This is a genomic window from Mesorhizobium sp. M0048, assembly GCF_040323405.1.
Classification (GTDB): Bacteria; Pseudomonadota; Alphaproteobacteria; order Rhizobiales; family Rhizobiaceae; genus Mesorhizobium.
Genome location: NZ_JAMYUV010000001.1, coordinates 53,075 through 78,620 on the forward strand (window position 1 = coordinate 53,075; position 25,546 = coordinate 78,620).

At 63.9% G+C, this 25,546-nt stretch carries 27 protein-coding genes and 1 tRNA gene; 23 read left to right on the forward strand and 5 right to left on the reverse strand.

Translation table 11 applies throughout. The features are described from left to right. Positions 1–3 precede the first annotated feature (3 nt). From NKJ84_RS00230 to recQ, 6 genes are all read left to right on the forward strand, one after another. On the forward strand, positions 4–1,284 hold the full coding sequence (locus NKJ84_RS00230; protein WP_254820461.1) for a TRAP transporter large permease: 1,281 nt from the start codon (positions 4–6) through the stop codon (positions 1,282–1,284). A 10-nt stretch (positions 1,285–1,294) separates the two neighbouring features. Further along, positions 1,295–2,071 carry a FadR/GntR family transcriptional regulator gene (locus NKJ84_RS00235; RefSeq protein ID WP_254820462.1) on the forward strand — a complete coding sequence of 259 codons (777 nt, stop codon included), beginning with the start codon at positions 1,295–1,297 and terminating at the stop codon, positions 2,069–2,071. Positions 2,072–2,099: 28 nt separating this feature from the next. Further along, the gene (gene kduI, locus NKJ84_RS00240; protein ID WP_352504894.1) at positions 2,100–2,957 is read left to right on the forward strand and encodes a 5-dehydro-4-deoxy-D-glucuronate isomerase; all 858 of its coding nucleotides are present in this window, start codon (positions 2,100–2,102) and stop codon (positions 2,955–2,957) included. Further along, on the forward strand, positions 2,954–3,721 hold the full coding sequence (gene kduD / locus NKJ84_RS00245; protein ID WP_352504895.1) for a 2-dehydro-3-deoxy-D-gluconate 5-dehydrogenase KduD: 768 nt from the start codon (positions 2,954–2,956) through the stop codon (positions 3,719–3,721). Before kduI ends, kduD begins: the two co-directional genes overlap by 4 nt. 24 nt (positions 3,722–3,745) lie before the next feature. Then, complete coding sequence (locus NKJ84_RS00250) at positions 3,746–4,084, forward strand: cupin domain-containing protein (RefSeq protein WP_254820465.1); 339 nt, start codon at positions 3,746–3,748, stop codon at positions 4,082–4,084. Between the two features lie 363 nt (positions 4,085–4,447). Further along, positions 4,448–6,286: a DNA helicase RecQ gene (gene recQ, locus NKJ84_RS00255; RefSeq protein WP_352504896.1), complete on the forward strand. Its 1,839-nt coding sequence runs from the start codon at positions 4,448–4,450 to the stop codon at positions 6,284–6,286. A 21-nt stretch (positions 6,287–6,307) separates the two neighbouring features. Here recQ and NKJ84_RS00260 read toward each other — a convergent pair whose 3' ends face one another. Then, positions 6,308–6,646 carry a hypothetical protein gene (locus tag NKJ84_RS00260; RefSeq protein ID WP_352504897.1) on the reverse strand — a complete coding sequence of 113 codons (339 nt, stop codon included), beginning with the start codon at positions 6,644–6,646 and terminating at the stop codon, positions 6,308–6,310. 89 nt (positions 6,647–6,735) lie between these two features. After that, positions 6,736–7,653, reverse strand: coding sequence for an alpha/beta fold hydrolase (locus tag NKJ84_RS00265; protein WP_352504898.1), 918 nt, complete (start codon positions 7,651–7,653; stop codon positions 6,736–6,738). On the opposite strand from NKJ84_RS00265, the gene NKJ84_RS00270 reads away from it, so the two are divergent. The 3 genes from NKJ84_RS00270 (at position 7,558) to NKJ84_RS00280 (ending at position 9,630) form a co-directional block, all read left to right on the forward strand. Continuing rightward, positions 7,558–8,067, forward strand: coding sequence for a hypothetical protein (locus NKJ84_RS00270; protein WP_352505159.1), 510 nt, complete (start codon positions 7,558–7,560; stop codon positions 8,065–8,067). The genes NKJ84_RS00265 and NKJ84_RS00270 overlap by 96 nt on opposite strands. Before the next feature lie 310 nt (positions 8,068–8,377). Further along, a complete protein-coding gene (locus NKJ84_RS00275) occupies positions 8,378–8,977 on the forward strand; it encodes a TetR/AcrR family transcriptional regulator (protein WP_352505149.1) in 600 nt (199 codons plus the stop codon). Between the two features lie 77 nt (positions 8,978–9,054). Continuing rightward, the gene (locus NKJ84_RS00280) at positions 9,055–9,630 is read left to right on the forward strand and encodes a DUF308 domain-containing protein (RefSeq protein ID WP_352504899.1); all 576 of its coding nucleotides are present in this window, start codon (positions 9,055–9,057) and stop codon (positions 9,628–9,630) included. A gap of 76 nt (positions 9,631–9,706) precedes the next feature. Here NKJ84_RS00280 and NKJ84_RS00285 read toward each other — a convergent pair. Beyond that, positions 9,707–9,796: transfer RNA gene (locus tag NKJ84_RS00285), tRNA-Ser, on the reverse strand. A gap of 337 nt (positions 9,797–10,133) precedes the next feature. Here NKJ84_RS00285 and NKJ84_RS00290 point away from each other — a divergent pair. The 3 genes from NKJ84_RS00290 (at position 10,134) to NKJ84_RS00300 (ending at position 11,916) form a co-directional block, all read left to right on the forward strand. Then, a complete protein-coding gene (locus NKJ84_RS00290; RefSeq protein ID WP_352471261.1) occupies positions 10,134–10,841 on the forward strand; it encodes a 50S ribosomal protein L21 in 708 nt (235 codons plus the stop codon). Positions 10,842–10,939: 98 nt separating this feature from the next. Then, a complete protein-coding gene (gene rpmA / locus NKJ84_RS00295; RefSeq protein ID WP_023678077.1) occupies positions 10,940–11,209 on the forward strand; it encodes a 50S ribosomal protein L27 in 270 nt (89 codons plus the stop codon). Positions 11,210–11,328: 119 nt separating this feature from the next. Continuing rightward, complete coding sequence (locus NKJ84_RS00300; protein ID WP_352504900.1) at positions 11,329–11,916, forward strand: GNAT family N-acetyltransferase; 588 nt, start codon at positions 11,329–11,331, stop codon at positions 11,914–11,916. Positions 11,917–11,926: 10 nt separating this feature from the next. Here the strand turns inward: NKJ84_RS00300 and NKJ84_RS00305 are convergent, their stop codons facing one another. Further along, positions 11,927–12,796 (reverse strand): endonuclease/exonuclease/phosphatase family protein, encoded by an 870-nt coding sequence (locus NKJ84_RS00305; RefSeq protein WP_352504901.1) that lies wholly within the window; start codon positions 12,794–12,796, stop codon positions 11,927–11,929. Between the two features lie 172 nt (positions 12,797–12,968). On the opposite strand from NKJ84_RS00305, the gene obgE reads away from it, so the two are divergent. From obgE to NKJ84_RS00330, 5 genes are all read left to right on the forward strand, one after another. Continuing rightward, positions 12,969–14,000 (forward strand): GTPase ObgE, encoded by a 1,032-nt coding sequence (gene obgE, locus NKJ84_RS00310; RefSeq protein ID WP_352504902.1) that lies wholly within the window; start codon positions 12,969–12,971, stop codon positions 13,998–14,000. Positions 14,001–14,002: 2 nt separating this feature from the next. Further along, entirely contained in the window at positions 14,003–15,157 is a 1,155-nt protein-coding gene (gene proB / locus NKJ84_RS00315) for a glutamate 5-kinase (RefSeq protein ID WP_352504903.1), read from the forward strand. A gap of 13 nt (positions 15,158–15,170) precedes the next feature. Continuing rightward, complete coding sequence (locus tag NKJ84_RS00320; RefSeq protein WP_352504904.1) at positions 15,171–16,457, forward strand: glutamate-5-semialdehyde dehydrogenase; 1,287 nt, start codon at positions 15,171–15,173, stop codon at positions 16,455–16,457. 163 nt (positions 16,458–16,620) lie between these two features. Then, positions 16,621–17,208 (forward strand): nicotinate-nucleotide adenylyltransferase, encoded by a 588-nt coding sequence (locus NKJ84_RS00325; RefSeq protein WP_352504905.1) that lies wholly within the window; start codon positions 16,621–16,623, stop codon positions 17,206–17,208. A 256-nt stretch (positions 17,209–17,464) separates the two neighbouring features. Then, positions 17,465–18,754 (forward strand): MFS transporter, encoded by a 1,290-nt coding sequence (locus NKJ84_RS00330; RefSeq protein ID WP_352504906.1) that lies wholly within the window; start codon positions 17,465–17,467, stop codon positions 18,752–18,754. A 26-nt stretch (positions 18,755–18,780) separates the two neighbouring features. Here NKJ84_RS00330 and NKJ84_RS00335 read toward each other — a convergent pair whose 3' ends face one another. Next, entirely contained in the window at positions 18,781–19,638 is an 858-nt protein-coding gene (locus tag NKJ84_RS00335) for a mechanosensitive ion channel family protein (RefSeq protein ID WP_352504907.1), read from the reverse strand. A gap of 239 nt (positions 19,639–19,877) precedes the next feature. On the opposite strand from NKJ84_RS00335, the gene rsfS reads away from it, so the two are divergent. The 6 genes from rsfS to NKJ84_RS00365 all read left to right on the forward strand — a co-directional run bounded on the left by rsfS (position 19,878) and on the right by NKJ84_RS00365 (position 25,544). After that, positions 19,878–20,255 carry a ribosome silencing factor gene (rsfS, locus tag NKJ84_RS00340; protein WP_023678068.1) on the forward strand — a complete coding sequence of 126 codons (378 nt, stop codon included), beginning with the start codon at positions 19,878–19,880 and terminating at the stop codon, positions 20,253–20,255. Positions 20,256–20,316: 61 nt separating this feature from the next. Continuing rightward, positions 20,317–20,799 carry a 23S rRNA (pseudouridine(1915)-N(3))-methyltransferase RlmH gene (gene rlmH / locus NKJ84_RS00345; protein ID WP_352504908.1) on the forward strand — a complete coding sequence of 161 codons (483 nt, stop codon included), beginning with the start codon at positions 20,317–20,319 and terminating at the stop codon, positions 20,797–20,799. Between the two features lie 150 nt (positions 20,800–20,949). Next, positions 20,950–22,293 carry a murein hydrolase activator EnvC family protein gene (locus NKJ84_RS00350; RefSeq protein WP_352504909.1) on the forward strand — a complete coding sequence of 448 codons (1,344 nt, stop codon included), beginning with the start codon at positions 20,950–20,952 and terminating at the stop codon, positions 22,291–22,293. Beyond that, positions 22,294–23,619 carry a S41 family peptidase gene (locus NKJ84_RS00355; RefSeq protein WP_023719673.1) on the forward strand — a complete coding sequence of 442 codons (1,326 nt, stop codon included), beginning with the start codon at positions 22,294–22,296 and terminating at the stop codon, positions 23,617–23,619. 202 nt (positions 23,620–23,821) lie between these two features. Then, positions 23,822–25,021 (forward strand): divergent polysaccharide deacetylase family protein, encoded by a 1,200-nt coding sequence (locus tag NKJ84_RS00360; protein WP_352504910.1) that lies wholly within the window; start codon positions 23,822–23,824, stop codon positions 25,019–25,021. Position 25,022: 1 nt separating this feature from the next. Further along, positions 25,023–25,544: an RNA pyrophosphohydrolase gene (locus NKJ84_RS00365; protein WP_352504911.1), complete on the forward strand. Its 522-nt coding sequence runs from the start codon at positions 25,023–25,025 to the stop codon at positions 25,542–25,544. Positions 25,545–25,546: the final 2 nt, after the last annotated feature.

The window sequence follows — 25,546 nt, forward strand, 5'->3', positions numbered from 1 at the left end:
GCCATGGAACTGTGGATTCTGTTCGGCGTCTTCACCCTGCTGATGCTTATCGGCACGCCGATCGCTTTCTGCCTCGGCGTCGCAAGCCTTGCCACCGTCCTCTATATGGGTCTGCCCCCGCTCATCGTATTCCAGCGACTGAATTCCGGCATGAGCGTCTTTTCGCTGCTGGCCATTCCGTTTTTCATCTACGCCGGCGACTTGATGGTGCGCGGCGGCATCGCCAGCAAGATCGTTGCCTTCGCCGGCTCGCTCGTCGGTCATTTGCGCGGCGGCCTCGGGCAGGTCAACATCGCCACCGCTACACTGTTCGGCGGCATTTCGGGCTCCGCGGTGGCGGAGGCAGCGGCGGTAGGCGGCCTGATGATCCCGCAGATGAAGGCGCGCGGCTATGGAGCGGACTACGCCGTCAACGTTACATCGATGGCGGCGCTGATCGCGCTGCTGCTGCCGCCGTCGCACAACATGATCATCTATTCGATCTCGGCAGGCGGAAAGATCTCCATCGCCGATCTGTTCACGGCCGGCATCATCCCGGGCCTGCTGTTGGCCCTGTCACTGATGATCACCGCCTATTTCGTGGCGCGCTCCCGCGGCTACCCGACCGAGCCGTTTCCGGGCTTCACCGCCGTTGCGCATCTCTTCGCCGTCGCGGTGCCCGGCCTGCTGCTGATCGCGATCATCTTCGGCGGCGTACGATCGGGCGTGTTCACGGCTACCGAGAGTTCCTGTATCGCCGTCATCTATGCGTTGTTCGTAACCGTCTTCGTTTACCGGCAGATGACCTGGGAAGGTTTCGTTCATGCCACCTACGGCGCCGTGCGCACCACGGCCATGGTGCTGCTCATCATCGGCATGGCGGCGGCGTTCTCCTGGTTGATGGCCTTCCTGAAAGTGCCGGCAGCGCTGATCGCCTCCATGAACGCGATCTCGGACGATCCGCTGGTCGTGCTTCTCCTGCTCAACCTCCTGATGCTGTTCCTCGGCACCTTCATGGACATGGGGCCGACCATCATCATTTGCACGCCGATCTTCCTGCCCGTGGCGCAGGCCTACGGCGTCGATCCGGTGCATTTCGGCGTCATCATGATCCTCAATTTCGGCATCGGGCTGAACACGCCGCCGGTGGGCGCGGTGCAGTTCGTCGCGTGCGCAGTGGGCAAGATATCCGTCTGGGAATCGATGCGCTCGATCTGGCCGTTCTATGGCGCAGGCCTCGTGGTGCTGGGGCTCGTCACTTACATTCCGGCCATTTCGCTGTGGCTGCCGAGCGTCTTCAAATAGGAGGTGCGACATGGCCTCAGACACCGCAGCCGGCCTCCGCGTCGAACGAAGACCGAAACTTTCGGAAACCGTCGTTGCGGCGATCCGCAAGCAACTGCAGGCGGGCGAGATCCAGCCAGGGCAGAAGCTGCCGACCGAGGGCCAGTTGACCGAGACCTTCGGGGTCAGCCGCACGGTGATACGTGAAGCGCTGGCCAAACTTGCCGCGGACGGCCTGGTCGAGCCGCGCCAAGGCGCCGGGGTCTTCGTCACCGAGCATATCTCGACAGCATTCGGTGCTCTTGCGGCGGAGATGGGCAGCAAGGATTCGATCGCCCTCAACGTGCTCGAAGTCAGGTTGGCGATCGAGATCGAATCCGCCGGGCTCGCTGCCATCCGCCGCAACGCCGCGCAGGAAGCGGCGATCCAGGAAGCCTTCTTCGAATTCGAACGGCTGCTCCTCAACAGCGAGCCGACGGGACCGGCCGACCTTGCTTTCCACCGCGCAATCGCCAGCGCCACCAACAATCCGTTCTATGTCGAGATGCTCGACGTGCTCGGCCGGCGCGCCATTCCTTGCGACGTCACCTCGCCATGGTCGACCGAGATCGCCCAGTCGGACGCCTACCAGCGCGGCCTGCAACGTGAGCATCTGGTGATCCTCAAGGCCATCTCGGCAGGCGATGCGGAGGCGGCCCGGGAGGCGATGCGCGCGCATCTCGGTGCCAGCCAGCAGCGCTATCGCGAGCGCCTGCACGCGCGCCAGGTTTTTTATGCCGACTCGGTCAAGGCCGCGGGAACTGAATAAGCAATTGAGGCAGCCCCATGGGACAGCAATGAATCACACTGACAATCATACGGATTTCACCTCCCGCTTCGCCATCGATCCCGTTTCTGCCGCTGCCATGGGAACGGACGAGCTGCGACACAATTTCCTGATCGAGGACTTGTTCCGGCCCGGCCGCATCGGCCTGACCTACACCCACTACGACCGCATGATCGTCGGCGGCGCCATGCCCGCCGGTACGCCGCTGCCGCTGCAGGCGATCAAGCCGACCGGGACCAAGAATTTTCTCGACCGCCGTGAGATGATCATTGTCAACATCGCCGGTGCCGGCATCGTGAAGGCCGGCGGTCAATCCTACGAGCTGCAGGCGCGCGACATGCTCTATCTCGGCATGGGCACGGATGAGGTATCGTTCGCTGCGACCAATCCGGCAGCGCCGGCTAAATTCTACCTGCTCAGCGCGCCGGCGCATCAGGGCCATCCCAACCGGCTGATCCGGATCGGCGATGCCAAGCGGCTCGATCTCGGCAGCCAGGCAACCTCCAACGAGCGCTCGATCTTCCAGTTCATCCATGCCGATGGGGTAAAGACCTGTCAGCTTGTCGTCGGCATGACGCAGCTTGCCTCCGGTTCGGTCTGGAACACCATGCCATGCCATGTGCATGATCGGCGCATGGAAGCCTATCTCTATTTCGATCTGCCGGAGGCGGCGCGGGTGTTTCATTTCATGGGCGAGCCGGACGAAACGCGCCATCTCGTCATGCGAAACGAGGAGGCGGTGCTGTCGCCGGGATGGTCGATCCATTCGGGCGCCGGCACCTCGAACTACGCATTCATCTGGGCGATGGCCGGCGACAATGTCGACTATACCGACGTTGACCTGGTAATGATGGAGGAGCTCAGGTGAGCGACCTCTCTGCGTTCAGCCTTGCCGGCAAGCGCATCCTCGTTACCGGCGCCAATACCGGCATCGGCCAGGGCATCGCCGTGTCGATCGCGCGCGCCGGTGGCGCGGTGGTCGGCGTTGGCCGGTCGGCGATGGACGAGACGGCGGAGAAGATTGCGGCGGCCGGCGGCCGCTTCGAGGCAGTCCGCTGCGACCTTGGCGACGATGCCGCTGCCCAGGCGATGCTCGACCGCGTCTGGGATGATACGGGGCCGCTCGATGGCTTGGTCAACAATGCCGGCATCATCCGGCGTGCCGATGCGGTCGACTTGACCAAAGCCGACTGGGACGACGTCATCGGCGTCAATCTCAAGACGGTGTTCTTCCTCGGCCAGCGCTTTGCCAGGCGCGTCCTTGCCGAGCCGGGGCGGCGTGGCAAGATCGTCAACATCGCCTCGGTACTGAGCTTTCAGGGCGGCATTCGTGTCGCCTCCTACACCGCCTCCAAACACGGCGTGCTCGGCATCACCCGGCTGCTGGCATGCGAATGGGCGGCAAAAGGCATCAATGTCAACGGCATTGCGCCGGGCTATATCGAGACCAACAACACCGAGGCGCTGCGCGCCGATCCCGACCGCAGCGCGTCGATCCTGGCGCGCATTCCGGCCGGGCGCTGGGGCGCGCCGGAAGACATCGGCGACGCAGCCGTCTTCCTGCTGGCGCCGGCGTCGAACTATATGCATGGCGCGGTGATGCCGGTGGACGGCGGCTGGCTGGCGCGATGAACAACCAAAGATGAGAGTTTGGCGATGACCGGAACCAAAATCTTCTCGCATGCCGGTGAGGGCGCATGGACGCCGACGCCGGATGGCAACCGCAGACGCGTGCTCCTGCACACGGACGAGCTGATGATGGTCGAGTTCGGTTTCGACAAGGGTGGCGTCGGCGCGCTGCACTCGCACCCGCACGTCCAGGCGAGCTACGTCGCCGAAGGGCGCTTCGAGGTCACCATCGACGGCAGGACCGAGATCCTGGAAGCCGGAAGCAGCTTCATCGTTCCTTCCAACCTTGTCCATGGCGTCAAGGCGCTGCAGGCGGGACGACTGGTCGACAGCTTTACGCCGCACCGCGCCGATTTCCTCGACTGAGCTGCGGGCCCGAAGATCAGGCAGCCGGTTCTCAGAACGAAAAAACCCGCGCCTCCGGAGAGACGCGGGCGTGTTGCCTGGGCGCTTGTGGCGCCGCGGTACTCAAAACATCACCGCAGAACCTGAACCTGCCGAATGATGGTGAAGATAGGATTAACCGCTCCGAGGCGGTGCGATATTCACAGCCAAAGCGAATAGGGGCTGGAACGACGGTCTGATATCGGCCAATGAGAGAGAAGTTCGCCTCAGACGGTGCCGCGGACAGGACCAGAGGGGTCGATAAATGTTCGAATCTGCTGTCCAGGCAATCACCTGGCGATTCGCCGGCGAATTTCGGCAGGTCGTATCCCCGAAAGTTCCCTAATGCAGATAGCGGCGAGCGTCCCGGTGGAGGATTCCAAGCGGCGCGTCCTGAAGGATGTATTCGGCTTCGATGATTTTCGTCTCGGCCAATCGGCCGTGATGGAGGCGCTTCTGGCCGGGCATCATGTGCTGGCTGTCATGCCGACCGGCGCCGGCAAGTCGCTCTGCTACCAGGTCCCGGCGCTGGTGCTGGGCGGGCTCACCATTGTCGTTTCGCCGCTGGTGGCCCTGATGCAGGATCAGGTCGCCGCATTGCGGCTTGCCGGCGTGGCGGCCGATACGATCAATTCCTCGCTCGACCGCGATGCCAATGTCGCTGCATGGCGCCGTGTCGCGGCAGGCCAGACGCGCCTGCTCTATCTTGCACCGGAGCGGTTGATGACCGTGCGAATGCTCGAGGCGTTGACCAAGCTCGATGTCCGGCTGATCGGCATCGACGAGGCACATTGCATCTCGCAATGGGGACCGGCGTTCCGGCGCGAATACGAAGAATTGTCGAGACTACGTGATATCTTCCCGAAAGTGCCGATCATTGCGCTGACGGCGACGGCGGATGAGACGACGCGCACCGACATTGCCGCGCAACTGTTCGACGGGCGCGTCGATACGGTGGTGCTCGGCTTCGACCGACCGAACATCAAGCTAGGCATTGAGCCCAAGCAGGACAGCAAGCGCCAATTGCTAAACTTCGTGCAGCGCCATGCAGGCCGCAGCGGGATCGTCTATTGCCTGTCGCGCAAAAAGACCGAAGAGATGGCGGCGTTCCTCGAGCGGAACGGCGTACGCGCGCTCGCCTATCATGCCGGAATGAGCAAGGACGCGCGTGAAGCGAATCAAAACGCTTTCATGACCTTGTCCGGTGTGGTGATGGTGGCGACCATCGCCTTTGGCATGGGGATCGACAAGCCGGACGTCGCCTATGTCTTCCACACCGACCTGCCGGGCAGCTTGGAGGCCTATTATCAGGAAATCGGGCGGGCGGGCCGCGACGGGCGGGCGGCCGAGGCACATATGCTCTTCGGTCTCGGCGATATCCGCATGCGCCGGCTTTTCATCGAAGACGAGGACGCGCCGGCTGAGCACAAAAGGCGCGCGCATGGCCGACTCGATACGCTGATCGGTTATTGCGAGACGACGCAGTGCCGCCGTCAGATCCTGCTTGGCTATTTCGGCGAGAGTGCTTCGCCTTGCGGCAATTGCGACAACTGCCTCGACCAGGCGCCGCATGCGGATGGCGAGGCGGAGGCGCGGATCATCCTGGCGGCGATCGCACAGACCGGCGAGCGCTTTGGCGCCGCCCATGTCGTCGATGTTCTGCTCGGCCATGAAACCGAGAAGGTCCTGGACAGGAACCACCACAGGCTTGCCAGCTTCGGCACCGGTGTCGCGCACAAGAAAAATGTGTGGCTGTCGCTGGTCCGCCAGCTCGTCGCGGGAGGGTTTCTGACATTGGACTCAACGGGCCATGGCGGCCTCGCCATTGCCGAGAAGGGCTGTGCGCTGGCTCGGGGCGAGGCCTCGTTCCGGTATCGCGTGGACGCGCGCCAGTCATCGCGAGGCAAGATACGGACCGCACAGGATACCGCAGCAGGCACGGAAGGTCTGGATTCGGTGCTGCTGGCCGCGCTCAAGGCTGTACGGCTGCGTCTTGCCCGGGAACGCCAGGTGCCGGCCTTCGTGATCTTTTCGGATCGTACACTGATCGATATGGCCGAACGCTGCCCGCGCGATCTGGACGCCTTCGCCGCGGTCAACGGCGTCGGCGCCGCCAAGCTCAAGGATTTCGGCGAGATATTCCTCGGCGCGATCGCTGCGCATCAATCTGGTGTGGCGGGCTGAAGACCCACTTCAGTGACGTAATCAGCACCTGCTTCGCCTCGCCGCCGCAATCGCAGCCTCCTGCTGCCGCAAGCGCTCGAGCTTCGCACTCTGGCGGGCAGCCACGGTCGAGGCGACACGCTGCCCTCCCAACAGCCAGCCCGGAATGTTGGTGTGGACGACTTTGCCACGAGCGATGGCTGTCGCCGACATTTCGTCGGCGACAGCGCCCATCGCCACGTTGAGCTCGACGCAACTCATCTTGTCGTATTTCGCAGCATCGAAGGATGCAGGCAAAGGCGATGCGCAACTTCCGACAAACATCAGGCTGCATATCAGAGGCGCGGCCGTGGAGATCGCCTTCATTTTCTTTTCAAGCACGTTGACGCCTGCCGAGCGAATTTCGGAGGGTTCTCGATCTCAGGCCGCGAAGCACTCCCGAGGTTCGGCGTAACTGAAGCATGTGACCTCTACAATACTCTGTGCTGACCGTCCTGTTTATCCTCGAAGAATTCCGAGAGTGCCGCTGCCGTTTTGTCGGGGTGCTCTTCCGGGAAAAAGTGCCCGCCTTGAACAGCGCGTCCTTCCACTCTGTCGGCCCATTTCCTCCAAATGGCCAGCGGCCCGCCCTCTTGCGCATACCAGTTCTCCAGGGCGCCTTCGCCACTCCATAGCGCCACTAGCGGACACTCGATGCGACTACCGTTTACCTGGTCCAGCGCGTCATGTTCACGATCGATCGTCGCAGCGGCGCGATACTCTTCGCAGATGGCGTGAATATGCGCGGGATCGCGAAGCGCATCAACATAGGCGTCCCTGACCTCTTTGGAGACCATTTTCGCCGACGATCCCCACTGCGTTATTGCATCGTCGACGACGGCATCGGGAGCCGCGCCTATCAGACGCTCCGGCAGGGGCTCCGGCTGGGCAAGAAGGCTCCAGGGCCAGAAGCCGAGTGCCAGTCTGGCATCCGCCCGATCCCATGTTGCGGCGGTGGGGATGATGTCGAGGACGGCGATTTTGAGCACTTTGTCGGGATGGTCGAGCGCCAGGCGATAGGCAACCCGCCCGCCACGGTCATGCCCGGCAACCATGAACCGCTCAAACCCCAGTTGCTTCATGGCCTGAACCATGTCGCCGGCCATGGCGCGCTTGGCGTATGGGCTATGATCGGCAGATGAAACCGGGCATCCGCTTTGCCCATAGCCTCGAAGGTCGGCGGCGACCACCGTGAAGCGGGGCGCCAAGGCTGCGGCGATATCCCTCCACATCAGATGCGTTTCTGGAAAACCGTGAAGAAGCAGCAGCGGCGGACCGGTGCCGCCGACCCTTGCGAAAATGGTCGTATCGTCCAGTCGCAAGCTGGTGGCTCTGAAACCTGCAAACACCGTCAGCCTCCTCGGGCGCCCTTAGACAAGCTCTCCAAGGGCGCTAACGGCCGCCTGAGGCGAACCCCGGCCGCGATGGCCTGGGTTCAAGCCGGCCAGTTGCTAGAATCGAAACCAGACCCACACGCGCCTGCGGAAGCACCGCCTGCGCCGATAGCCATTTCGCCAGTAAACGCGACAGACCCTTCTCCAAGCACGCCGGCGGCGCCGACGCGGCCGGTGCCACCGGCGATGATAGACTGGTTGCACCTCGGCTTGAGTTTCGTCGTCGTCGAAGGTTTCGACATCCGGCGCCTCGAGTTCATCGAGAATGCCGCTTCTGGCAGTTGGAACGCCGGCCACTGCGTTGATTGGCCGAACTGTGCTTGCAAGGGCCGCGGCCCCGGCAATGCCAAACATTCCTGTCAAAAATAGTCGCCGATCCATGGAAACCTCCCAGTCTTCAACCAGCGATAGAACAAGGCTAACGATGGGGAGATAGCGCAGTCGGTGCAAACGCCTAGTGCCGCCCGGCGATCGCAATGATCCGGTCGGCCGGAGGGCGTTGCCCTCCTCCCCGAAGTGGGATGGCTACCTCGATCGACAAACACCCGGCGCTTTCTGAATTTATGGCGAGCCGAGATCAACGAAGATCGAATGACGTCTACGCCAAAGCCACCCAATTTCACGCTACTCGCTTTGCAAGGAGGCTTGACGGCCATCCTACCAGAAGGTAGGTATGGGCATGAGCAACTTGTCTACCACCTCTGACGACATCCTGGCTTGTGCGCGTTCTCTGATCGTCGCTGGCGGCTACAACGGTTTCAGTTATGCCGACATCGCTGTTGTGGTCGGGATCCGTAAGGCGAGCATCCATCACCATTTCCCAAGCAAAGTCGATCTGGTTCGGACGCTGGTTGCGCGGTATCGGGAAGAAGCTGAAGCGGGGATGGCAAATGTCGAACTTCACGAATCCGATCCGCTCGAACAGTTGCGGATCTATGCCGGGTATTGGGAAGCCTGCATTGCGGACGCCAGCGCCCCGTTTTGTATCTGCGCGCTGTTGGCAAGCGAGCTCCCCGTTCTGCCCGAGGAAGTCGGCCTTGAGGTCCGGGCGCATTTCCGCTCCCTGTCGGCTTGGCTTACATCCGTGCTGGAGCGCGGCGCGCGGCGCGGCCAATTTCAACTGATGAGTACCCCTCGCGCCGAGGCTGAAGCGTTCATGGCGACCGTCCACGGCGCGATGCTTTCGGCACGGGCCTATGGCGACCCGACGATATTCGGCGTCGTGACAGGCCCGCTCCTGGAGCGGCTCGCTCCGCGTTCCCTCCAGATACGACACTAAGATCTCAACCAACCATAGCCGTAACGGCTCCGCGACGTTCGTCAAGACTCTCTACCTACTAGTCGAAAGGACATCCAATGACGGTTCACAATCGCGATCTTTCCCGTGCCAGCCAGGAACAATGGCTCAAGCTCTATTACTTCGCTCGGACGGCGTTCTCGGCTGCCTGGGTGGCGGCTGCCTTTACGGTGGGACAGAATTCCGGGGAGATCGCGGCGGTGTTACTCGTGGCTTATCCTGCATGGGATGCCCTGGCCAATTTTGTCGACGCATCGCGCAGCGGAGGATTGGGACAGAATCGCACCCAGACCATCAACGTCGTGGTCAGTGTGGCGACAACGTTCGCGGTCGTTGTTGCGCAGAAGATGAGCATGAACTGGGTGCTGGGCGTGTTCGGCCTATGGGCGATCCTGTCCGGCCTGCTTCAACTCGGTACCGCTGTCCGCCGTTGGAAGAGCTCTGGTGCGCAGTGGGCGATGGTCCTGAGCGGAGGGCAGTCAGCACTGGCAGGCACGTTTTTCATCGCACAGGCGCGGATGCCGATGCCGCCATCGATCACCAACGTGGCCGGCTATGCCGCAGTAGGCGCCCTCTACTTCCTGGTTTCGGCGGTGTGGCTGAGCGTGAGCCAATTGCGGCGGAAAGCTGCATAGCGTGCCATCTTGAGCCATTACCGGCGCGATGAGAGATGCTGTTACCTAATGTCTCCGGGTTGGCCACATTGCGAAGTGGCGGAGAGGGAGGGATTCGAACCCCCGATGGGCTTGCACCCATGCCGCATTTCGAGTGCGGTGCATTCGACCACTCTGCCACCTCTCCGCGGTCATGGTCCGCCGTTGCCGGCGCGGCGCACTAGATAACGGCTGGACAGGCAGGTTACAAGGGCCAATCTGCCCCGGCGCCGCAGCTTCTGTCCATGCTTCTTCGAGGCTCCGGTGGCCGTTGCTCGATATTTGCAAGGTCTGGGCTCAACCCATTCGCAGCTTGCCCGCGGCGCTTGCCTTGACTCAAGCCGAACCTTCGGTTAGGGACAGCGCGCAATCGGCGTGGAGGGATCTTCCGCGCCGCTTGTTTTTTGAACCCGCAGACTGACAAAAAGACGGCCGAACCGCCTGTGGCGGTTCATCAAGGCCGACCGAACAGCGAAAGGCAAAAAATGTTCGCAGTCATCAAAACGGGCGGCAAGCAGTATCGCGTTGCCGCCAACGATCTCCTGAAGATCGAAAAGCTCGAAGCCAATGTCGGCGACATCGTCGAGATCGGTAGTGTGCTCGCGCATGGCGAGGGCGAAAACGTCACGTTCGGCGCACCGTTCGTGGATGGTGCGATGGTCACCGCCGAAGTCGTCGAGCAGGGCAAGAACCGCACCGTCATCGCCTTCAAGAAGCGCCGCCGGCAGAATTCGCGCCGCAAGATCGGCCATCGCCAGCTTTTGACCACCGTCAGGATTGCTGAAATCCTGCTGGGTGGCGCCAAGCCGGCGAAGAAGGCCGCCGCCAAGACCGAAGCGAAGGCTGAAGTTGCAGCCAAGACCGAGGCGAAGGCTGAAGCCGCGCCGAAGGCAGCAGCGAAGGCAGAGGCTGCGCCGAAGAAGGAAGCCAAGGCCGAGACGACCGAGGACAAGGCTGCCGAAGCCGCCGCACCGTTGTTCAAGGCGCCGAAGGGCGAGCCGGACGACCTGACCGTGATCAAGGGCATCGGCCCGGTCGCCGCCGGCCAGCTCAACGAACAGGGCATCACCACCTTTGCCCAGATCGCCAAGCTGTCCGACAAGGACGTCGCCAAGATCGACGAGCACATGCCGTTCAGCGCCGACCAGATCAAGGACTGGCGTGAGCAGGCCAAGGAATTGGCGAAGAAGTAGAACGAACCGACGCAATCGTCGCCGGATCGGACTTGAAACGGAACGCGAACGCGTTCATAAGATCGTTTAGGCGCCTCGCGGCGCATCGGAGTAGTTAGATGGCACACAAGAAAGCTGGCGGATCGTCGCGCAATGGTCGCGACTCCCATTCCAAGCGGCTCGGCGTGAAGAAGTTCGGCGGCGAAGCCGTGATTCCGGGCAACATCATCATTCGTCAGCGTGGCACGACGTGGCATCCCGGCACCAATGTCGGCATTGGCACGGACCACACGCTGTTTGCGCTCGAAGCTGGCGCAGTCACCTTCAACAAAAAAGCCAATGGCCGAACCTACGTATCGGTGAACCCGATGACGAAGGCAGCGGAGTAGCCGGTTCCGCACGAGAACACCGGCACCCATCTCGGGACCGGTGTCTGGCCAAGCCAGGAAATGGATCAGGGGAGATGGGTTTCCATCTCCCCTTTTTCTTGTGCCTGGAGGACTTTGATATGGTTGCCGAAGCGGAAGTGACAGACGACGAAAGTTACACGATAGATTGCCCGGTGCTCGCGACCGAGCGGCTGGTCATGCGTGCCCCGCGTGAAAGCGACATCGAGCAATTGGTGGCGCTCGCCGACAACCGCCATGTCGCGGAAATGCTGGCTCGCATGCCGCATCCCTATGGCGAGGCGGAGGCACGCGCTTTCCTGGCCATGACGGCATCGCGCCGGGCCGGAATCGCCTATGCGTTGACGCTGGCCGGCACCGAGACCTTCGTCGGCTGTGCCGGGCTCAACACCACGGATCGCGGGCTGGAGCTTGGCTACTGGATCGGCGAGCCGTACTGGAAGCGCGGCTACGCGACGGAAGCAGCGCACGCACTGGTCGACCTTGCCTTCCAGAGAACCACGATCCAGGTGCTGCACGCCTCGACGCGGGTTATCAATCCGGCCTCGCGCCGGGTCATCCACAAATGCGGCTTCCAGTATGCCGGCCAGGGCATGCTGAATTCGATCGTTGCCGGTCAGGTGCCGGTCGAACGCTACCGCCTCGATCGCAAGACCTGGACCAGCCTGCGGAACTGGGTGCATTTTTGATGGATGCGGCTCACGTCATCTCGAGCCAGACCGGAAAGTGATCCGAACCGGCCGCTTGCCGGTCGACCCACAGGCGCCTCAGCGATTTGGCAAGCGAGGCGCTGGTGAAGATGTAGTCGATGCGCTTGTAGCGGCTGGTATCGCCCGGCTGCTTGGGGTCGACCCAGGTGACGAGATCGGCGCCGGCAGCGCCGAGGCGTGCGGCGGCATCGATGGCGAGGTCGGCGGTCACCGGCATGCCGAATTCGTGGTCAGGCTGGCCGGCGAGTTCGACATGTTCCGGCGATCCGGCCAGCATGTTGAAGTCGCCCATGACGACGAAGGCTTCGGGAGAAGGCAGCTCCGGCAAGCCGATCTCGGCGACGCCGGAGAGCCCGCCGCCCTCGAGCGGGTATTTCAACAGACGCTGGCGCAGAAAGCGGATCTGGCTCAGGCGTTCAACCGGGCTGCGATGGTCGAGATGGGTGGAATAGAAGCGGATCGGACCAAGCGGCGTTTCGACCAGCGCCTCCAGCGCGCCGCGCTGGAAGTTCATCGCCTCGACACTGCGGCTGCGCGGCAAAAGGAGATTGCGCGACAGATGGATCGGCGTCCTCGACAGCACCATGTTGCCGAGCTGGAAGGTGGTCGTGATGGCGCGGCCGTTCTCCAGGCGCGAGCCAGCGTCGGCTTCGAAGTTGCTGCCGTAGACGGCAAAATAGTCGGGCAGCGCCTCGCCGAGGTCGGCCACCATGTCGCGGCCGCCATTCTTCGGGTTAGCGCGGGTGACCTCCTGCAGCGCGATCACGTCGGCGCCGCGCACGGCATCGGCGATACGGCCGATATCATAGCGGGCGTCGAGGCCGACGCCGTAATGGATATTGTAAGTTACCAGCTTCATTCCGACATCTCGCGCTTGGAAAGCCGAGGATCGATTTTTCGGCAAGGGTCAACCAAATGGTACGCGTCCAGAGCTACGCGCGACGTTACAGTAGCAAAAACGGCCCTCGCCCTTCGACCCGCCTTGGTTTAGAGCAATCCCGCAAAGCCAATAGCAGAAACCATACAATCCGATGAAATTTCTCGATCAAGCCAAGGTCTACATCCGCTCCGGCGACGGCGGCGCCGGTTCGGTGTCGTTCCGGCGCGAAAAGTTCATCGAGTTCGGCGGCCCGGACGGCGGCGACGGCGGTCGCGGCGGCGATGTCTGGGTCGAGGCGGTCGATGGGCTGAACACGCTGATCGACTATCGCTACCAGCAGCATTTCAAGGCCAAGACCGGGACGCACGGCATGGGCCGCAACATGACCGGCGCCAAGGGTGCCGACGTAACGCTGAAAGTGCCGGCCGGAACACAGGTCTTTGCCGAGGACAATGAGACGCTGATCTGCGATCTGACGGTCGTCGGCCAGCGCTTTCTGTTGGCCAAGGGCGGCAATGGCGGTTTCGGCAACCAGCACTTCAAGACCTCGACCAACCAAGCGCCGCGCCGCGCCAATCCCGGACTGCCGGGCGAAGAGCTCAACATCTGGCTCAGGCTGAAGCTGATCGCCGATGCCGGCCTTGTCGGGCTGCCCAACGCCGGCAAGTCGACCTTCCTGGCGGCGGTCACCGCGGCCAAGCCGAAGATCGCCGACTATCCCTTCACCACGCTGCATCCGGGCCTTGGCGTGGCCCGCATCGACGGTCGCGAATTCGTCATTGCCGATATTCCGGGCCTGATCGAAGGCGCGCATGAAGGTGTCGGCATCGGCGACCGCTTCCTTGGCCATGTCGAGCGCACGCGCGTCCTTCTGCACCTCGTCTCGGCGCAGGAAGAAAATCCGGGCAAGGCCTACAAGACCGTGCGCGCCGAACTCGGCGCCTATGGAAACGGGTTGACCGACAAGGTCGAGATCGTCGCGCTTTCCCAGGTCGACATACTCGATGCCGCCGCGCGCAAGGCGAAAGCCGCCTCGCTGAAACGCGCCGCCGGCCGCGCGCCGATGCTGCTTTCCGCCGTCACCGGCGAGGGCGTCGAGGCGGTGCTGCGCGCGCTGATGGGGGTGGTGGCGGAGGCACGCGAAGCCGTCGCCGCGCCGGTCGAGACGCGCTGGAACGCATAGCCATGGCCGCGCAATCGCTGAAAAATTATCGGCGCATTGCCGTCAAGATCGGCTCGGCGCTGCTTGTCGACCGCACGACGGGCCTGAAGCGCGACTGGCTGGCCTCGCTTGCCGACGACATCGCCGTGCTGGCCAGTGGCGGCGCCGAAATTCTCGTCGTGTCTTCCGGGGCGATTGCACTCGGCCGCACCATCCTCGGTCTCGGCAAGCGGGCGCTGAAGCTCGAGGAGAGCCAGGCTGCTGCTGCCGTCGGGCAGATCGCCTTAGCCGGCGCCTGGTCGGATGCGCTCGGCAAGAATGGCTTGAAATCGGGCCAGATCCTGCTGACGCTCGGCGACACCGAAGAGCGCCGCCGCTATCTCAACGCGCGGGCGACGATCTCGACACTGCTCAAGATGAAGGCGGTGCCGGTCATCAACGAGAACGATACGGTGGCCACCTCCGAAATCCGCTATGGCGATAACGACCGGCTGGCTGCGCGCGTCGCCACTATGATGGGCGCCGACCTTTTGGTGCTGCTCTCCGACGTTGACGGGCTCTACACGGCACCGCCGGCGCGTGACCCGCAAGCTCGATTCATTCAGGTCGTCGACCGCATCACTCCCGACATCGAAGCGATGGCGGGTGCCGCTGCTTCGGAATTGTCGCGCGGCGGCATGCGCACCAAGCTCGACGCCGGCAAGATCGCGACCGCCGCCGGCACCGCCATGATCATCACATCGGGCACGCGGCTGTCGCCGCTGCTGGCAATCGAGCGCGGCGAGCGTGCCACCTTCTTCCGGCCGAGCGCCAATCCGGTCAAGGGCTACAAGACCTGGATCGCCGGGCAGCTCGAACCTGCAGGACGGCTGACGGTCGATGCCGGCGCCATCGGCGCGCTGCTCTCCGGCAAGTCGCTGCTGCCGGCCGGCGTCAAACTGGTCAGCGGCAATTTTGCGCGTGGCGACACGGTGGCGATCCTGTCGCCCGAGGGCCGCGAGATCGCGCGCGGGCTGGTTGCCTATGATGCCGCCGATGCCGTAAGGATCGCTGGCCTGAAGACGGCCGAGATCGAAACCGTGCTCGGCTACGAGGCGCGTTCGGCGATGATCCACCGCGACGATCTTGTGGTGAGCCATGCCGGTGGCGAGCAAGTAGTCGGTGACCAGGTTACATAGCGGAGGATGAGCCATGCTGACGCTGCATGAAAAATCCCGGGATGATACCGTGGCGCTGATGGCCGATATCGGCCGCCGCGCGCGTGCCGCGGCCCGCCCGCTGGCCATAGCTGCGGCCGAGCGCAAGCACGCGGCGCTGTTCGGCATGGCTCAGGCGATCCTTCGGCATGAGCAGGACATCCTCGACGCCAATGCCATCGACATCAGAAATGGCAGGGAGGCTGGCCTATCGGCAGCGTCGATGGATCGGCTGAAGCTCGATCCCGCCCGCATCCGCGCCATGGCAGACGGTATCAGCGAGATCGCCGGGTTACGCGATCCGGTCGGCGATGTCATTGCCGCATGGGACCGGCCGAACGGGTTGCATATCGAACGGGTGCGCACGCCGCTCGGCGTCGTCGGCGTCATCTATGAGAGCCGGCCTAACGTGACCGCCGATGCCGGCGCGCTCTGCCTCAAGGCGGGCAATCCGGTGATCCTGCGCGGCGGCTCGGATTCGGCGAATTCTTCCGCCGCTATCCATGCCTGCCTGGTCGAGGGGCTGAAGGCAGCCGGGCTGCCGGAGGATGCCATACAATTGGTGCCGACCACCGATCGCGCCGCCGTCGGCGAAATGCTGAAAGGACTTTCCGGCAATCTCGAGGTCATCATTCCGCGCGGCGGCCGCAGCCTGGTCGAGCGTGTGCAGAGCGAGGCGCGGGTGCCGGTCTTCGCGCATCTCGAGGGCATCTGCCATCTCTATATCGACCGATCGGCCGATCTCGACATGGCGGTCAAGATCGCGGTCAATGCCAAGATGCGGCGCACCGGGGTGTGCGGTGCTGCCGAGACGCTGCTGGTCGACCGTGCCGCCGCCGGCACGCATCTGGTGCCGATCCTCGAGGCCTTGCGGGCGGCAGGCTGCGAGATCCATGCCGATGCCGAGGCGCTGAGGCTTTATGCCGATGCCCAGCCCGCGACCGATGCAGACTGGGTGACCGAGTATCTGGACGCGATCATTGCGGTGAAGCTGGTCGACGGCGTCGCCGGCGCCATCGAGCATATCGAGACGTTTTCCTCGCATCACACCGAGGCGATCATCGCCGAGGACGCCACAGCGGTCGACCGGTTCTTCAACGAGGTCGATTCGGCGATCCTTCTGCACAACGCCTCGACCCAGTTTGCCGATGGCGGCGAGTTCGGCATGGGCGCCGAGATCGGCATCGCCACAGGCAAGATGCATGCACGCGGGCCGGTCGGCGTCGAGCAACTGACCTCGTTCAAATACCGCGTACGCGGGTCGGGACAGGTGAGGCCTTGAGCGCCGGTCTTACCCTCCCCCTTGTGGGGAGGGTGGCGAGCATCGCGAGCCGGGTGGGGGTGCGACGCTGAACTCTGCAACACCCCCACCCTGCTCCGCTTCGCGGATCGACCCTCCTCACAAGGAGGAGGGTAAGGAATCCGTATCCTCCCACTATCTGCACATGCCGCATGCCGGGAAAGGCGTGGCGGTCGGGCTGTTCGGCGGTTCGTTCAACCCGCCGCATGCCGGCCATGCGCTGGTCGCCGAGATCGCACTCAGACGGCTTGCGCTCGACCAATTGTGGTGGATGGTGACGCCCGGCAACCCGCTCAAGCACGCCGGAGACCTGGCGCCGCTGGCTGAGCGGCTGCAGCTATCCGAAAAGATCGCCAAGAACCCGAAGATCAAGGTCACCGCCTTCGAGGCAGCCCACCGCGTCCGCTTCACCGCCGACACGCTAGCGCTGGTCAAGGCGCGTAACCCGGGCGTCGATTTTGTCTGGATCATGGGCGCCGACTCGCTTCGCGACTTCCACCGCTGGCAGCGCTGGCGCCGCATCGTCATGACGTTCCCGATCGCGGTGGTCGACCGGCCAGGTGCGACGCTGTCGTTCCTGTCGTCGGTGGTCGCCAAGACCTTCGACTATGCTCGCGTCGACGAGGGCGACGCACCGCGGCTCGCCCGCATGACGGCGCCGGCCTGGACCTTCATCCACGGCCCGCGTTCGTCGCTGTCGTCGAGCGCGATCCGCAAGGTGGCAAAGGGATAGGAGTCTCCTTCTCCCCCCTGTGGGACAAGGTGGCCGAGCGAAGCTCGGTCGGATGAGGGGTGCTGGAATGATCGCTAGCTTGAAGAACTAAGCACTTAAAATCCCTCGGTCTTTTTACGCTGCATTTCTTCCAGCACCCCTCATCCGTCTCGGCGCTACGCGGCAATCCACCTTCTCCCACAAGAAGGGGAGAAGGCAAGTCCGGTGATGTCGCTTTTGCCGCTGCCTTGACCTGCTTGATGGGCGATCCTCGGTCATGACGATTCTCGAGCGCGACCAGGACAAGAACGGTCTAGGGCAGCCGGCGCCGTCGATCGCCATTGCCAGTATCCTCTTGTCGATGGCGCTGATCGCCGTCGGCAATGGGCTCATGTTCGCCTATATCCCAGTCCGGCTTGGCGCCGCAGGCTTCGATCCGACTTGGGCGGGGCTGATCGTCACCGGCCTTTCGGCTGGCGGCCTCGCCGGCTGCATCCTGACCGGGCCGCTGGTGCGGCGTGTCGGCCATGCCCGCGTGTTCATGGTGCTGTCGGCACTCATCGTGCTGTCCAACGCCGCGGTCGGCGCCGGGCCGCATCCCTTGCCGTGGATCGCTGCACGGGCGCTCTACGGCTTTGCCATTTGCGGCCTGTTCATCGTCGCGCAGAGCTGGCTGAACGATGTCGTTGCTAACGCCATCCGTGGCCGGGTCATGGCTATCTTCTACGTTGCCTATGTCGCCGGACTCGGCGTCGGCTATTCGACGCTGGCGTTGATCGATATCCGCGCGGCCGATGCGCCGCTGATCGGCATTGCCTTCACCGCGCTGTCGATCCTTCCCGTCGGGCTGACGCGGCTTGCGCAGCCACCGGCGCCGCAAGCGGCGTCCGTGGCGCTCGGCCGCGCCTGGCGGATCTCGCCGGTCGGCGTTGCCGGCATGCTTGCCGTCGGCGGCCTGTCGATGACGATCTCGGGCTTTGCGCCGATCCATGCCACGGCCAAGGGCTACAGCCAGGCCGACGTCGCCTTGCTGCTTTCGGCAATGCCGGTCGGCACGCTGATCCTGCAGATTCCGCTCGGCTGGATTTCCGACCGCACCGACCGGCGCTTCGTGCTGATCGCGGCGTCGGCGCTTGCCGCCGCGGCGGGCCTGTTTGCCCTCGGTTTCGACGGCGGCGCGCTGGTGGCGCTGCTCGTCATCTACGTGGTCTGGGACGGCGCCTCGGAATCGATCTACTCTCTGGCCAGCGCCCATGCCGGCGATCGCGCCGGCAAGGACGACATGGTGGCGCTGTCGAGCTCGCTTTTGTTCGCCTGGTCGCTGTCCGGCTTCGTCGTCCCCGGCATCGTGACCGGGCTTTCCGCCGTCTATGGCACGCAGGCCTTCATCTATGTGGCAATCTTCATTGCCGCCGCGTACTGCCTGTTCGTTCTTTGGCGAGTCGTCATGGTGCGGCCCGTGCCTGCCACCGAGACCGGCAGTTTCGCGCCGATGACGGCGCAGGCGCCGTTGCCCGTCGATCTCGCCTTCGCGCCCGAAGGTCAACGCGGGCGCGAAGAAATTTGAACACCCTCCAGCTGGCTTCAAATGCTCTATTGCCGTGTGGCTGAGGCATCCGCCTGCGGCGCTTTCGGTGCCGGCGCCGGGACCGAAAGGCCCTCGGCATCGAACGCCTGCTTGACCCTCTTGGTGAGGTCGATCTGGGTGGCGAAGAAGTCGGCAGCCGCCGTCCAGTAGCGCAAGGTGATGGCGACGGTGCTGTCGCCGACGGTCGCGACAAAGGCGATCGGCCCAGGCTGCCGCCTGACACGCCGGTCGGCGGCGGCAACGCCAAGCATGGTCTTTTGCGCGAAATCGATGTCGTTCCACGAGCCGATGCCGAGCGTGATGTCGCCGCGACGCACACCGTTGCGGGTGAAGTTGCGGACCGGCTGGTTCCACAGGGTCGAGTTGGGTGCAAGCACGTAGACGCCTTCGACCGTCCTCAGCGTTGTAGCGAACAGGCCGATCTCCTCGACGGTGCCGGATATGGCGCCGACCTCGACATATTCGCCGATGCGGAACGGCCGCAGCGCCAGCAGCATGATGCCGGCGGCAATGTTCTGCAGCGTGCCTTGCAGCGCCAAGCCGATGGCCAGGCCGGCGGCACCGATGGCGGCAATGATCGAAGCGGTCTGCACGCCGAACTGGCCGAGAACCATGATTACGACCAGGCCGAGGATGGCGTAGCGGACGACCTGCGAGAAGAAATGGCGGAGCGTTTCGTCGAAGCCATGGATATGGCCGAGGCCGGCATAGATCGAACGCTCGGCGAGGCCGGCGACGATGTAGCCGATGACCAGCAGGATGACGGCGCCGACCGCAGAAAGCGAGTAGGAGACGATCAGCGTGCTGAGTTGCGCCAGGCCGGATTGCACGGTGAGGAGGGCGTTCTGGGGATCGATCGGCATGTCGGGATTCCGGTTTGTGGATGAGCCGATAACCGCTGCGGGGCGAGGCGGTTCCGATTTTCTCGCTCGGAAAGCCTCATATTCGGCCGCTGCCGGGCGCCTGCTTGCGAGCGGTGTCTTGAAACTGCAACCTAACTCTGCCTATCTAAGCAGTGTCACCTGATTTTGAAGGTGATTTGGTTGTTCTTGCTGCGAAAGGAAATACACTGAGAACAGCACTTCGGAAGAAGGCCGACATCGTGCCTTCGCCGGCCGGGATCAGCGTAAACGACGCCGTGTCCCGCGCCATCAAGACAGTCCTTGCCAGTCTGGAAGACTCCAAGGCCGAAAACATCGTCTCAATCGACATTCAGGGGAAATCGAGCCTCGGCGACTACATGGTCGTCGCATCGGGCCGATCGCACCGTCATGTCTCGGCTGTCGCCGATCACCTCCTCAAGGCGCTCAAGGATGCCGGGCTCGGCACGGCGCGCGTCGAGGGGCTGGCTGGCGCCGACTGGGTCCTGATCGATTCGGGCGACATCATCGTCCATGTCTTCCGTCCCGAGGTCCGCGACTTCTACAATCTCGAAAAGATGTGGCAGGCGCCCGATCTCGAGGAGGAGACCCTCCACTGAGCCGTACTCGTCTTGATGCATGTCGTTGTCAGACATGCATCAGCGGCTCTTCGAGGCAGGGATGAAGATTACCGTTCATGCCGTGGGCCGAATGAAAGCCGGCCCCGAGAAGCAGTTGGCCGATCGCTATTTCGAGCGTTTTGCCAAGAGCGGTCCTACCGTAGGCCTCGAATTCGCCGGGATCGTCGAGATTGTCGAAGGCCGCGCGCAGACGGCCAATGAGCGCCGGCGCGAGGAAGGCCAGAAGCTGCAGACGCACTTGCAACCGGGCACGGCGCTGGTGCTGCTGGACGAGCGCGGCAAGAACCTTTCCTCCGAGGATTTCGCCGGCCGCATAGGCTCGCTGCGCGATGGCGGGCGCAAGGCGCTGGTGATCGCCATTGGCGGCGCCGACGGCCATGACCAGTCGCTGCGCGACCTGGCTGATCTGACGGTGTCCCTCGGCGCGCTGACCTGGCCGCATCAGCTGGTCCGGGTAATGCTGGGCGAGCAGCTTTACCGGGCGGCAACGATCCTTTCCGGCCACCCCTACCATCGTTCATGAAGTCGGCTCGGTCGGCGAATTGATGCCAGCCGCCCGGATTTTTGCCCCAATGCTCATCAAGAGTTTGGGCTCATGGGTTTGCGGATGGCGGCCGGGGCTCGAACATGGTTGATGGTTCGTTAACGAAGCCGCGCATAGAGTTAGGCTTCAATGTCTGAAGACTGGAAATCACGAACGGGCTCCTGGCGCGTGCGCTACGGCATCGCCGTGGCGGCGATCGCGCTTTCGCTCGGCGTCGCGCGGGCTGAGAACACGCTCGACCTGGCGCCCGACCCGGACCAGAGCCGCGCCGAATACGAAAAAGTATCGAAAGAGATCACGCTGTCGTCCGAGCGGCTGGCCAAGCTCGCCGCCGACATCGCGGCGGTCAAGAAGGACCACGCCTCGATCACCGCGGCGCTGATCCAGTCGGCGATGACCGAGCAGAAGCTCGGCCAGGACATCGAGGACATTGGCGGCAAGCTGGAAGGGCTTAAGGCGCAGGAGCAGAAGATCCGCGCCTCACTGGCCGCCAGACGCGACGTTCTGGCCGAAGTGCTCGGCGCGCTGCAGCGCATGGGGCTCAACCCGCCGCCGGCGATCCTGGTCAAGCCGGAGGACGCATTGTCGTCGGTGCGCAGCGCCATCCTGCTCGGTGCCGTGGTGCCGGAACTGCGCCAGCAGACCGACATGTTGCTGACCGACCTCAAGGAGCAGTCGCGGGTGACGGCCTCGATCGAGGCCGAGCGGAAGCGGCTGACGGCAGCGATCGGCGAGCAGGCGGCGGAAAAAAAGCGGCTCGGCATGCTGCTCGAAGCCAAGCAGAAGCTCGCCGCCGATACGCAAACCGCGCTGGCCGCCGAAAAGCAGCGGTCCGCGACGTTGGCGGCCAAGGCCGGCAGCCTGAAAGAACTGATCGCCTCGCTCGAGGCCGATAGGGCCCGCAAGGCGGCGGATGCGGCCAAGGCAGCCGAGCAAAAGACGGCCGACGCCGACAAGGGCCCGGCATCGGTTGCGGCGTCGACGGAATTGGCCTCGCTGCCGGTGCCGGAGAGCAACAGGCTCACCGCTGCCGCGCCGTTTTCCGCGCTGCAAGGGCAGATCGCGCTGCCGGTCACCGGCAGGATCAAGCGGCGCTTCGGCGCCAACGACGGTAACGGCGCGGTGATGCTCGGTGACATGGTTGCGACACAATCGGGAGCCATCGTCACAGCACCGGCGGATGGAAATGTGCTTTATGCGGGGCCTTTCCGCTCTTACGGTCAACTCTTGATCCTGAATGCGGGTGACGGCTATCATGTCGTCCTGGCGGGGATGAGCAGAATCAGCGTCGCGTCTGGCCAGTCGGTGCTCGCAGGTGAGCCGGTCGGCGCGATGGGAGAGGCCCGGGTGGCGACCACCTCGGCATCGAAGAATGGAAATGCCACGCCGGAGCTCTATGTCGAGTTCCGCAAGGATGGAAAACCCGTCGATCCGGCCCCATGGTGGGCGGACCGTTTTTCTGGAAGGACGTGAATGATGCGGAAACTGTCGCTTCTGTTTGCCGGTGCGCTGATGGGTGCATCGGCGATGAGCCTGGTCTATGGCGCGCCCGGCTCGACGGCGAAGGCTGCGGGCTCCGAGACCTATAAGCAACTGGCGATCTTCGGCGATATCTTCGAACGGGTGCGGGCGAATTATGTGACGCCGCCCGACGACAAGTCGCTGGTTGAAAATGCCATCAACGGCATGCTGTCCTCGCTCGACCCGCACTCCTCATACATGAACGCCGAAGAAGCGCAGGACATGCGCGTTCAAACCAAGGGCGAGTTCGGCGGGCTCGGGATCGAGGTCACGATGGAGAACGACCTGGTCAAGGTGATCACGCCGATCGACGATACTCCGGCCGCCAAGGCTGGTGTGCTCGCCGGCGACTATATCGCCAAGATCGACGGCGAGGAGGTTCGCGGCCTGACGCTCAACGACGCCGTCGAGAAGATGCGCGGGCTGGTCAACACGCCGATCAAGCTCACCATCCTGCGCCAGGGCGCCGACAAGCCGATCGAACTGACCGTCGTGCGCGACATCATCAAGGTCAAGGCGGTCAAGTTCCGGGTCGAAAACGACATCGGCTACATGAAGATCACCTCCTTTACCGAAAAGACCTATGACGACCTCGAGAATGCCATCGACACCATCAAGAAGCAGGTGCCGAACGACAAGCTCAAGGGCTACGTGCTCGACCTGCGCCTCAATCCGGGCGGTTTGCTCGACCAGGCGGTGAGCGTGTCGGATGCCTTCCTTGACCGTGGCGAGATCGTCTCGACGCGCGGTCGCGATCCGAAGGACGTCACCCGCTTCGACGCGCGGGCCGGCGACGACATCGGCGGCAAGCCGCTGATCGTGCTCGTCAATGGCGGCTCGGCCAGCGCATCGGAAATCGTTGCCGGCGCGCTGCAGGATCTGCGCCGCGCCACGGTGGTCGGCACGCAGTCCTTCGGCAAGGGTTCGGTGCAGACCATCATCCCGCTTGGTGAGAACGGGGCGCTGCGGTTGACGACGGCGCTCTATTACACGCCGTCCGGCAAGTCGATCCAGGGCAAGGGCATCACGCCCGATATCAAGGTCGACCAGCCGCTGCCGGCGGAACTGCAGGGCAGGGATCTGACGCGCGGCGAATCCGACCTCAAGGGCCATATCAAGGGCGCCGACGAAGGCACGACCGGTTCGGGTTCGGCAGCCTATGTGCCGCCGGAGCCGAAGGACGATTTGCAGCTCATCTATGCCGAGCAGCTGCTGCGCGGCCAGAAGACCGATCCGGCGTTCCCGCCGAATCCGCAAAAGGCCGTATTGAACCAGTAAGGGCGGGCAAGCCGGGCCAAACAGGTCTGGCTGCCTGAGCGAAGCGATGCGATGCTGCCGGGGCCGCGAGGTTCCGGCAGTTTGATTCGGGGCTGCTGCCGGGCATGCTGCGCGTCCAGTGAAGCAAGGGGACGCGCCGACATTTTGAATTTTGCGCCTCCGGAGAAGGTTTACTTCGGGGATGCACGCCGGGGGTGCGGGCTTGGCTGATATCGGCAAGGACATAGAACGACCTCTCGGACAGGCGATCCGGCCGTCGCGCTCGGGCGGCGGGATCAGCGCCGGTGCGGTCGCGGCCGCGCTTGTCGTGCTGTCCGTGGTCGGCGTCTCCAGCGCGATCGCCTTGCGCGACAAGCCGTTCCGGAAGCTGCAGGAAGTAGCCGTTTCGACGCCGAAGACGCCGGCGGCGGCGGATACCGCCGCGGCGCCCGCCAAGGCGACGCCCGAAACGGCAGCGCCAAGCAACGCAAGCGGCGCCAACATAACCGGGCCGAAGACGGGCGGTCCGCAGATCATCCATGTCCAGACCGAGGAGGGCGATGGTCCACCCGAGGCGGCCATCGTCATCCGCGACCCTTCGACGATCGGCCAGAACCTCAGGATCGCGCACATTCCCGACAAGGCACTGATCGAGGCCAGCGAGACCGGTCCGCTGCCGATCCGCGCCGCCGACGGCCGGCGCCCGTTCGATGTCTATGCGCGGCCGTGGTCCGGCGCGCGCGGTGCACGCGTGGCGCTCGTCATCGGCGGTCTTGCCGTGTCGCAGACCGGCACGCAGGCAGCCATCGCCAAGCTGCCGGCGGAGGTGACGCTGGCCTTCGCGCCGCAAGGCAACAGCATCGGCCGCTGGATGCAGGTGGCGCGGCAGGGCGGCCATGAGGTCATCATGCAGGTGCCGCTCGAGCCGTTCGACTATCCGAACGTCAATCCTGGCCGCAACACGCTGACCGTGGCTGCGACGCCGGACGAGAATTTGAAGAATTTACGCTGGGCGCTGTCGCGAACGACCAACTACACCGGCGTCATGAACTATATGGGCGCCCGCTTTTCGGCCGACGCGACGGCAATGGGGCCATTGATGGCCGAGCTTGGCAAGCGTGGCCTCGCCTATGTCGATGACGGTTCCTCAGCGCGCAGCCTGGCACCCGAATTGGCGCTGAAGGACGGCGTGCCGTTCGTCGGCGGCGATACGGCGATCGACGCGGTGCAGGACCGCGGCGCCATATTGAAGAAACTGGACGGGCTGGAAGCGACGGCGCGGGCGAAAGGGTTTGCCGTCGGCGTCGGCTCGGCCTTCGACCTGACGGTGGATACCGTGTCTTCCTGGGTGACCGAGGCCAAGAAGCGCGGCATCGAGATCGTGCCGATTTCGGCGGTGGCAATAGATCCGGAAAAAGGCTGAGATGGCAAAGAACAAGCTCGTTGACCCCGAGACGCTGCCCTACCGGCCCTGCGTAGGGGTGACGGTCCTCAATGGCGACGGCCTGGTCTGGCTCGGCCATCGCATTGCCGAGCCAGACAGCGAGTTCGCCGGAACGACACAGCTCTGGCAGATGCCGCAGGGCGGCATCGACGATGGCGAGGAGCCGCTGCTCGCGGCCAAGCGCGAACTCTACGAAGAGACCGGCATGCGCTCGGTGTCGTTGTTGGCCGAGGCGCCGCACTGGATCAAATACGATCTGCCGGCCGATCTGGTCGGCGTCGCCTTCAAGGGACGATATCGCGGCCAGACGCAGAAATGGTTTGCCTTCCGCTTCGACGGCGACGAAAGCGAGATCGCGATCAATCCGCCGCCGGGTGGCCACAAGGCCGAGTTCGACCGGTGGGCGTGGCGGCCGATGCTGGAATTGCCGGGCCTGATCGTGCCGTTCAAGCGCAAGGTCTACGAAGACGTGGTGGCGGCGTTCCGGCATCTGGTGGCGTAGCC

What these genes read in the sequence shown, in the direction of transcription:
- kduI (WP_352504894.1), top strand. Translation starts at nt 2,100, where the DNA reads ATGAATCACACTGACAATCATACGGATTTCACCTCCCGCTTCGCCATC.
- NKJ84_RS00230 (WP_254820461.1), top strand. Translation starts at nt 4, where the DNA reads ATGGAACTGTGGATTCTGTTCGGCGTCTTCACCCTGCTGATGCTTATC.
- obgE (WP_352504902.1), top strand. Translation starts at nt 12,969, where the DNA reads ATGAAATTTCTCGATCAAGCCAAGGTCTACATCCGCTCCGGCGACGGC.
- rlmH (WP_352504908.1), top strand. Translation starts at nt 20,317, where the DNA reads ATGAAGATTACCGTTCATGCCGTGGGCCGAATGAAAGCCGGCCCCGAG.
- NKJ84_RS00365 (WP_352504911.1), top strand. Translation starts at nt 25,023, where the DNA reads ATGGCAAAGAACAAGCTCGTTGACCCCGAGACGCTGCCCTACCGGCCC.
- rpmA (WP_023678077.1), top strand. Translation starts at nt 10,940, where the DNA reads ATGGCACACAAGAAAGCTGGCGGATCGTCGCGCAATGGTCGCGACTCC.
- NKJ84_RS00350 (WP_352504909.1), top strand. Translation starts at nt 20,950, where the DNA reads ATGTCTGAAGACTGGAAATCACGAACGGGCTCCTGGCGCGTGCGCTAC.
- NKJ84_RS00235 (WP_254820462.1), top strand. Translation starts at nt 1,295, where the DNA reads ATGGCCTCAGACACCGCAGCCGGCCTCCGCGTCGAACGAAGACCGAAA.
- NKJ84_RS00320 (WP_352504904.1), top strand. Translation starts at nt 15,171, where the DNA reads ATGCTGACGCTGCATGAAAAATCCCGGGATGATACCGTGGCGCTGATG.
- NKJ84_RS00335 (WP_352504907.1), bottom strand. Translation starts at nt 19,638, where the DNA reads ATGCCGATCGATCCCCAGAACGCCCTCCTCACCGTGCAATCCGGCCTG.
- recQ (WP_352504896.1), top strand. Translation starts at nt 4,448, where the DNA reads ATGCAGATAGCGGCGAGCGTCCCGGTGGAGGATTCCAAGCGGCGCGTC.
- NKJ84_RS00280 (WP_352504899.1), top strand. Translation starts at nt 9,055, where the DNA reads ATGACGGTTCACAATCGCGATCTTTCCCGTGCCAGCCAGGAACAATGG.
- proB (WP_352504903.1), top strand. Translation starts at nt 14,003, where the DNA reads ATGGCCGCGCAATCGCTGAAAAATTATCGGCGCATTGCCGTCAAGATC.
- NKJ84_RS00290 (WP_352471261.1), top strand. Translation starts at nt 10,134, where the DNA reads ATGTTCGCAGTCATCAAAACGGGCGGCAAGCAGTATCGCGTTGCCGCC.
- NKJ84_RS00305 (WP_352504901.1), bottom strand. Translation starts at nt 12,796, where the DNA reads ATGAAGCTGGTAACTTACAATATCCATTACGGCGTCGGCCTCGACGCC.
- NKJ84_RS00250 (WP_254820465.1), top strand. Translation starts at nt 3,746, where the DNA reads ATGACCGGAACCAAAATCTTCTCGCATGCCGGTGAGGGCGCATGGACG.
- NKJ84_RS00275 (WP_352505149.1), top strand. Translation starts at nt 8,378, where the DNA reads ATGAGCAACTTGTCTACCACCTCTGACGACATCCTGGCTTGTGCGCGT.
- NKJ84_RS00300 (WP_352504900.1), top strand. Translation starts at nt 11,329, where the DNA reads ATGGTTGCCGAAGCGGAAGTGACAGACGACGAAAGTTACACGATAGAT.
- NKJ84_RS00330 (WP_352504906.1), top strand. Translation starts at nt 17,465, where the DNA reads ATGACGATTCTCGAGCGCGACCAGGACAAGAACGGTCTAGGGCAGCCG.
- NKJ84_RS00355 (WP_023719673.1), top strand. Translation starts at nt 22,294, where the DNA reads ATGATGCGGAAACTGTCGCTTCTGTTTGCCGGTGCGCTGATGGGTGCA.
- NKJ84_RS00325 (WP_352504905.1), top strand. Translation starts at nt 16,621, where the DNA reads ATGCCGCATGCCGGGAAAGGCGTGGCGGTCGGGCTGTTCGGCGGTTCG.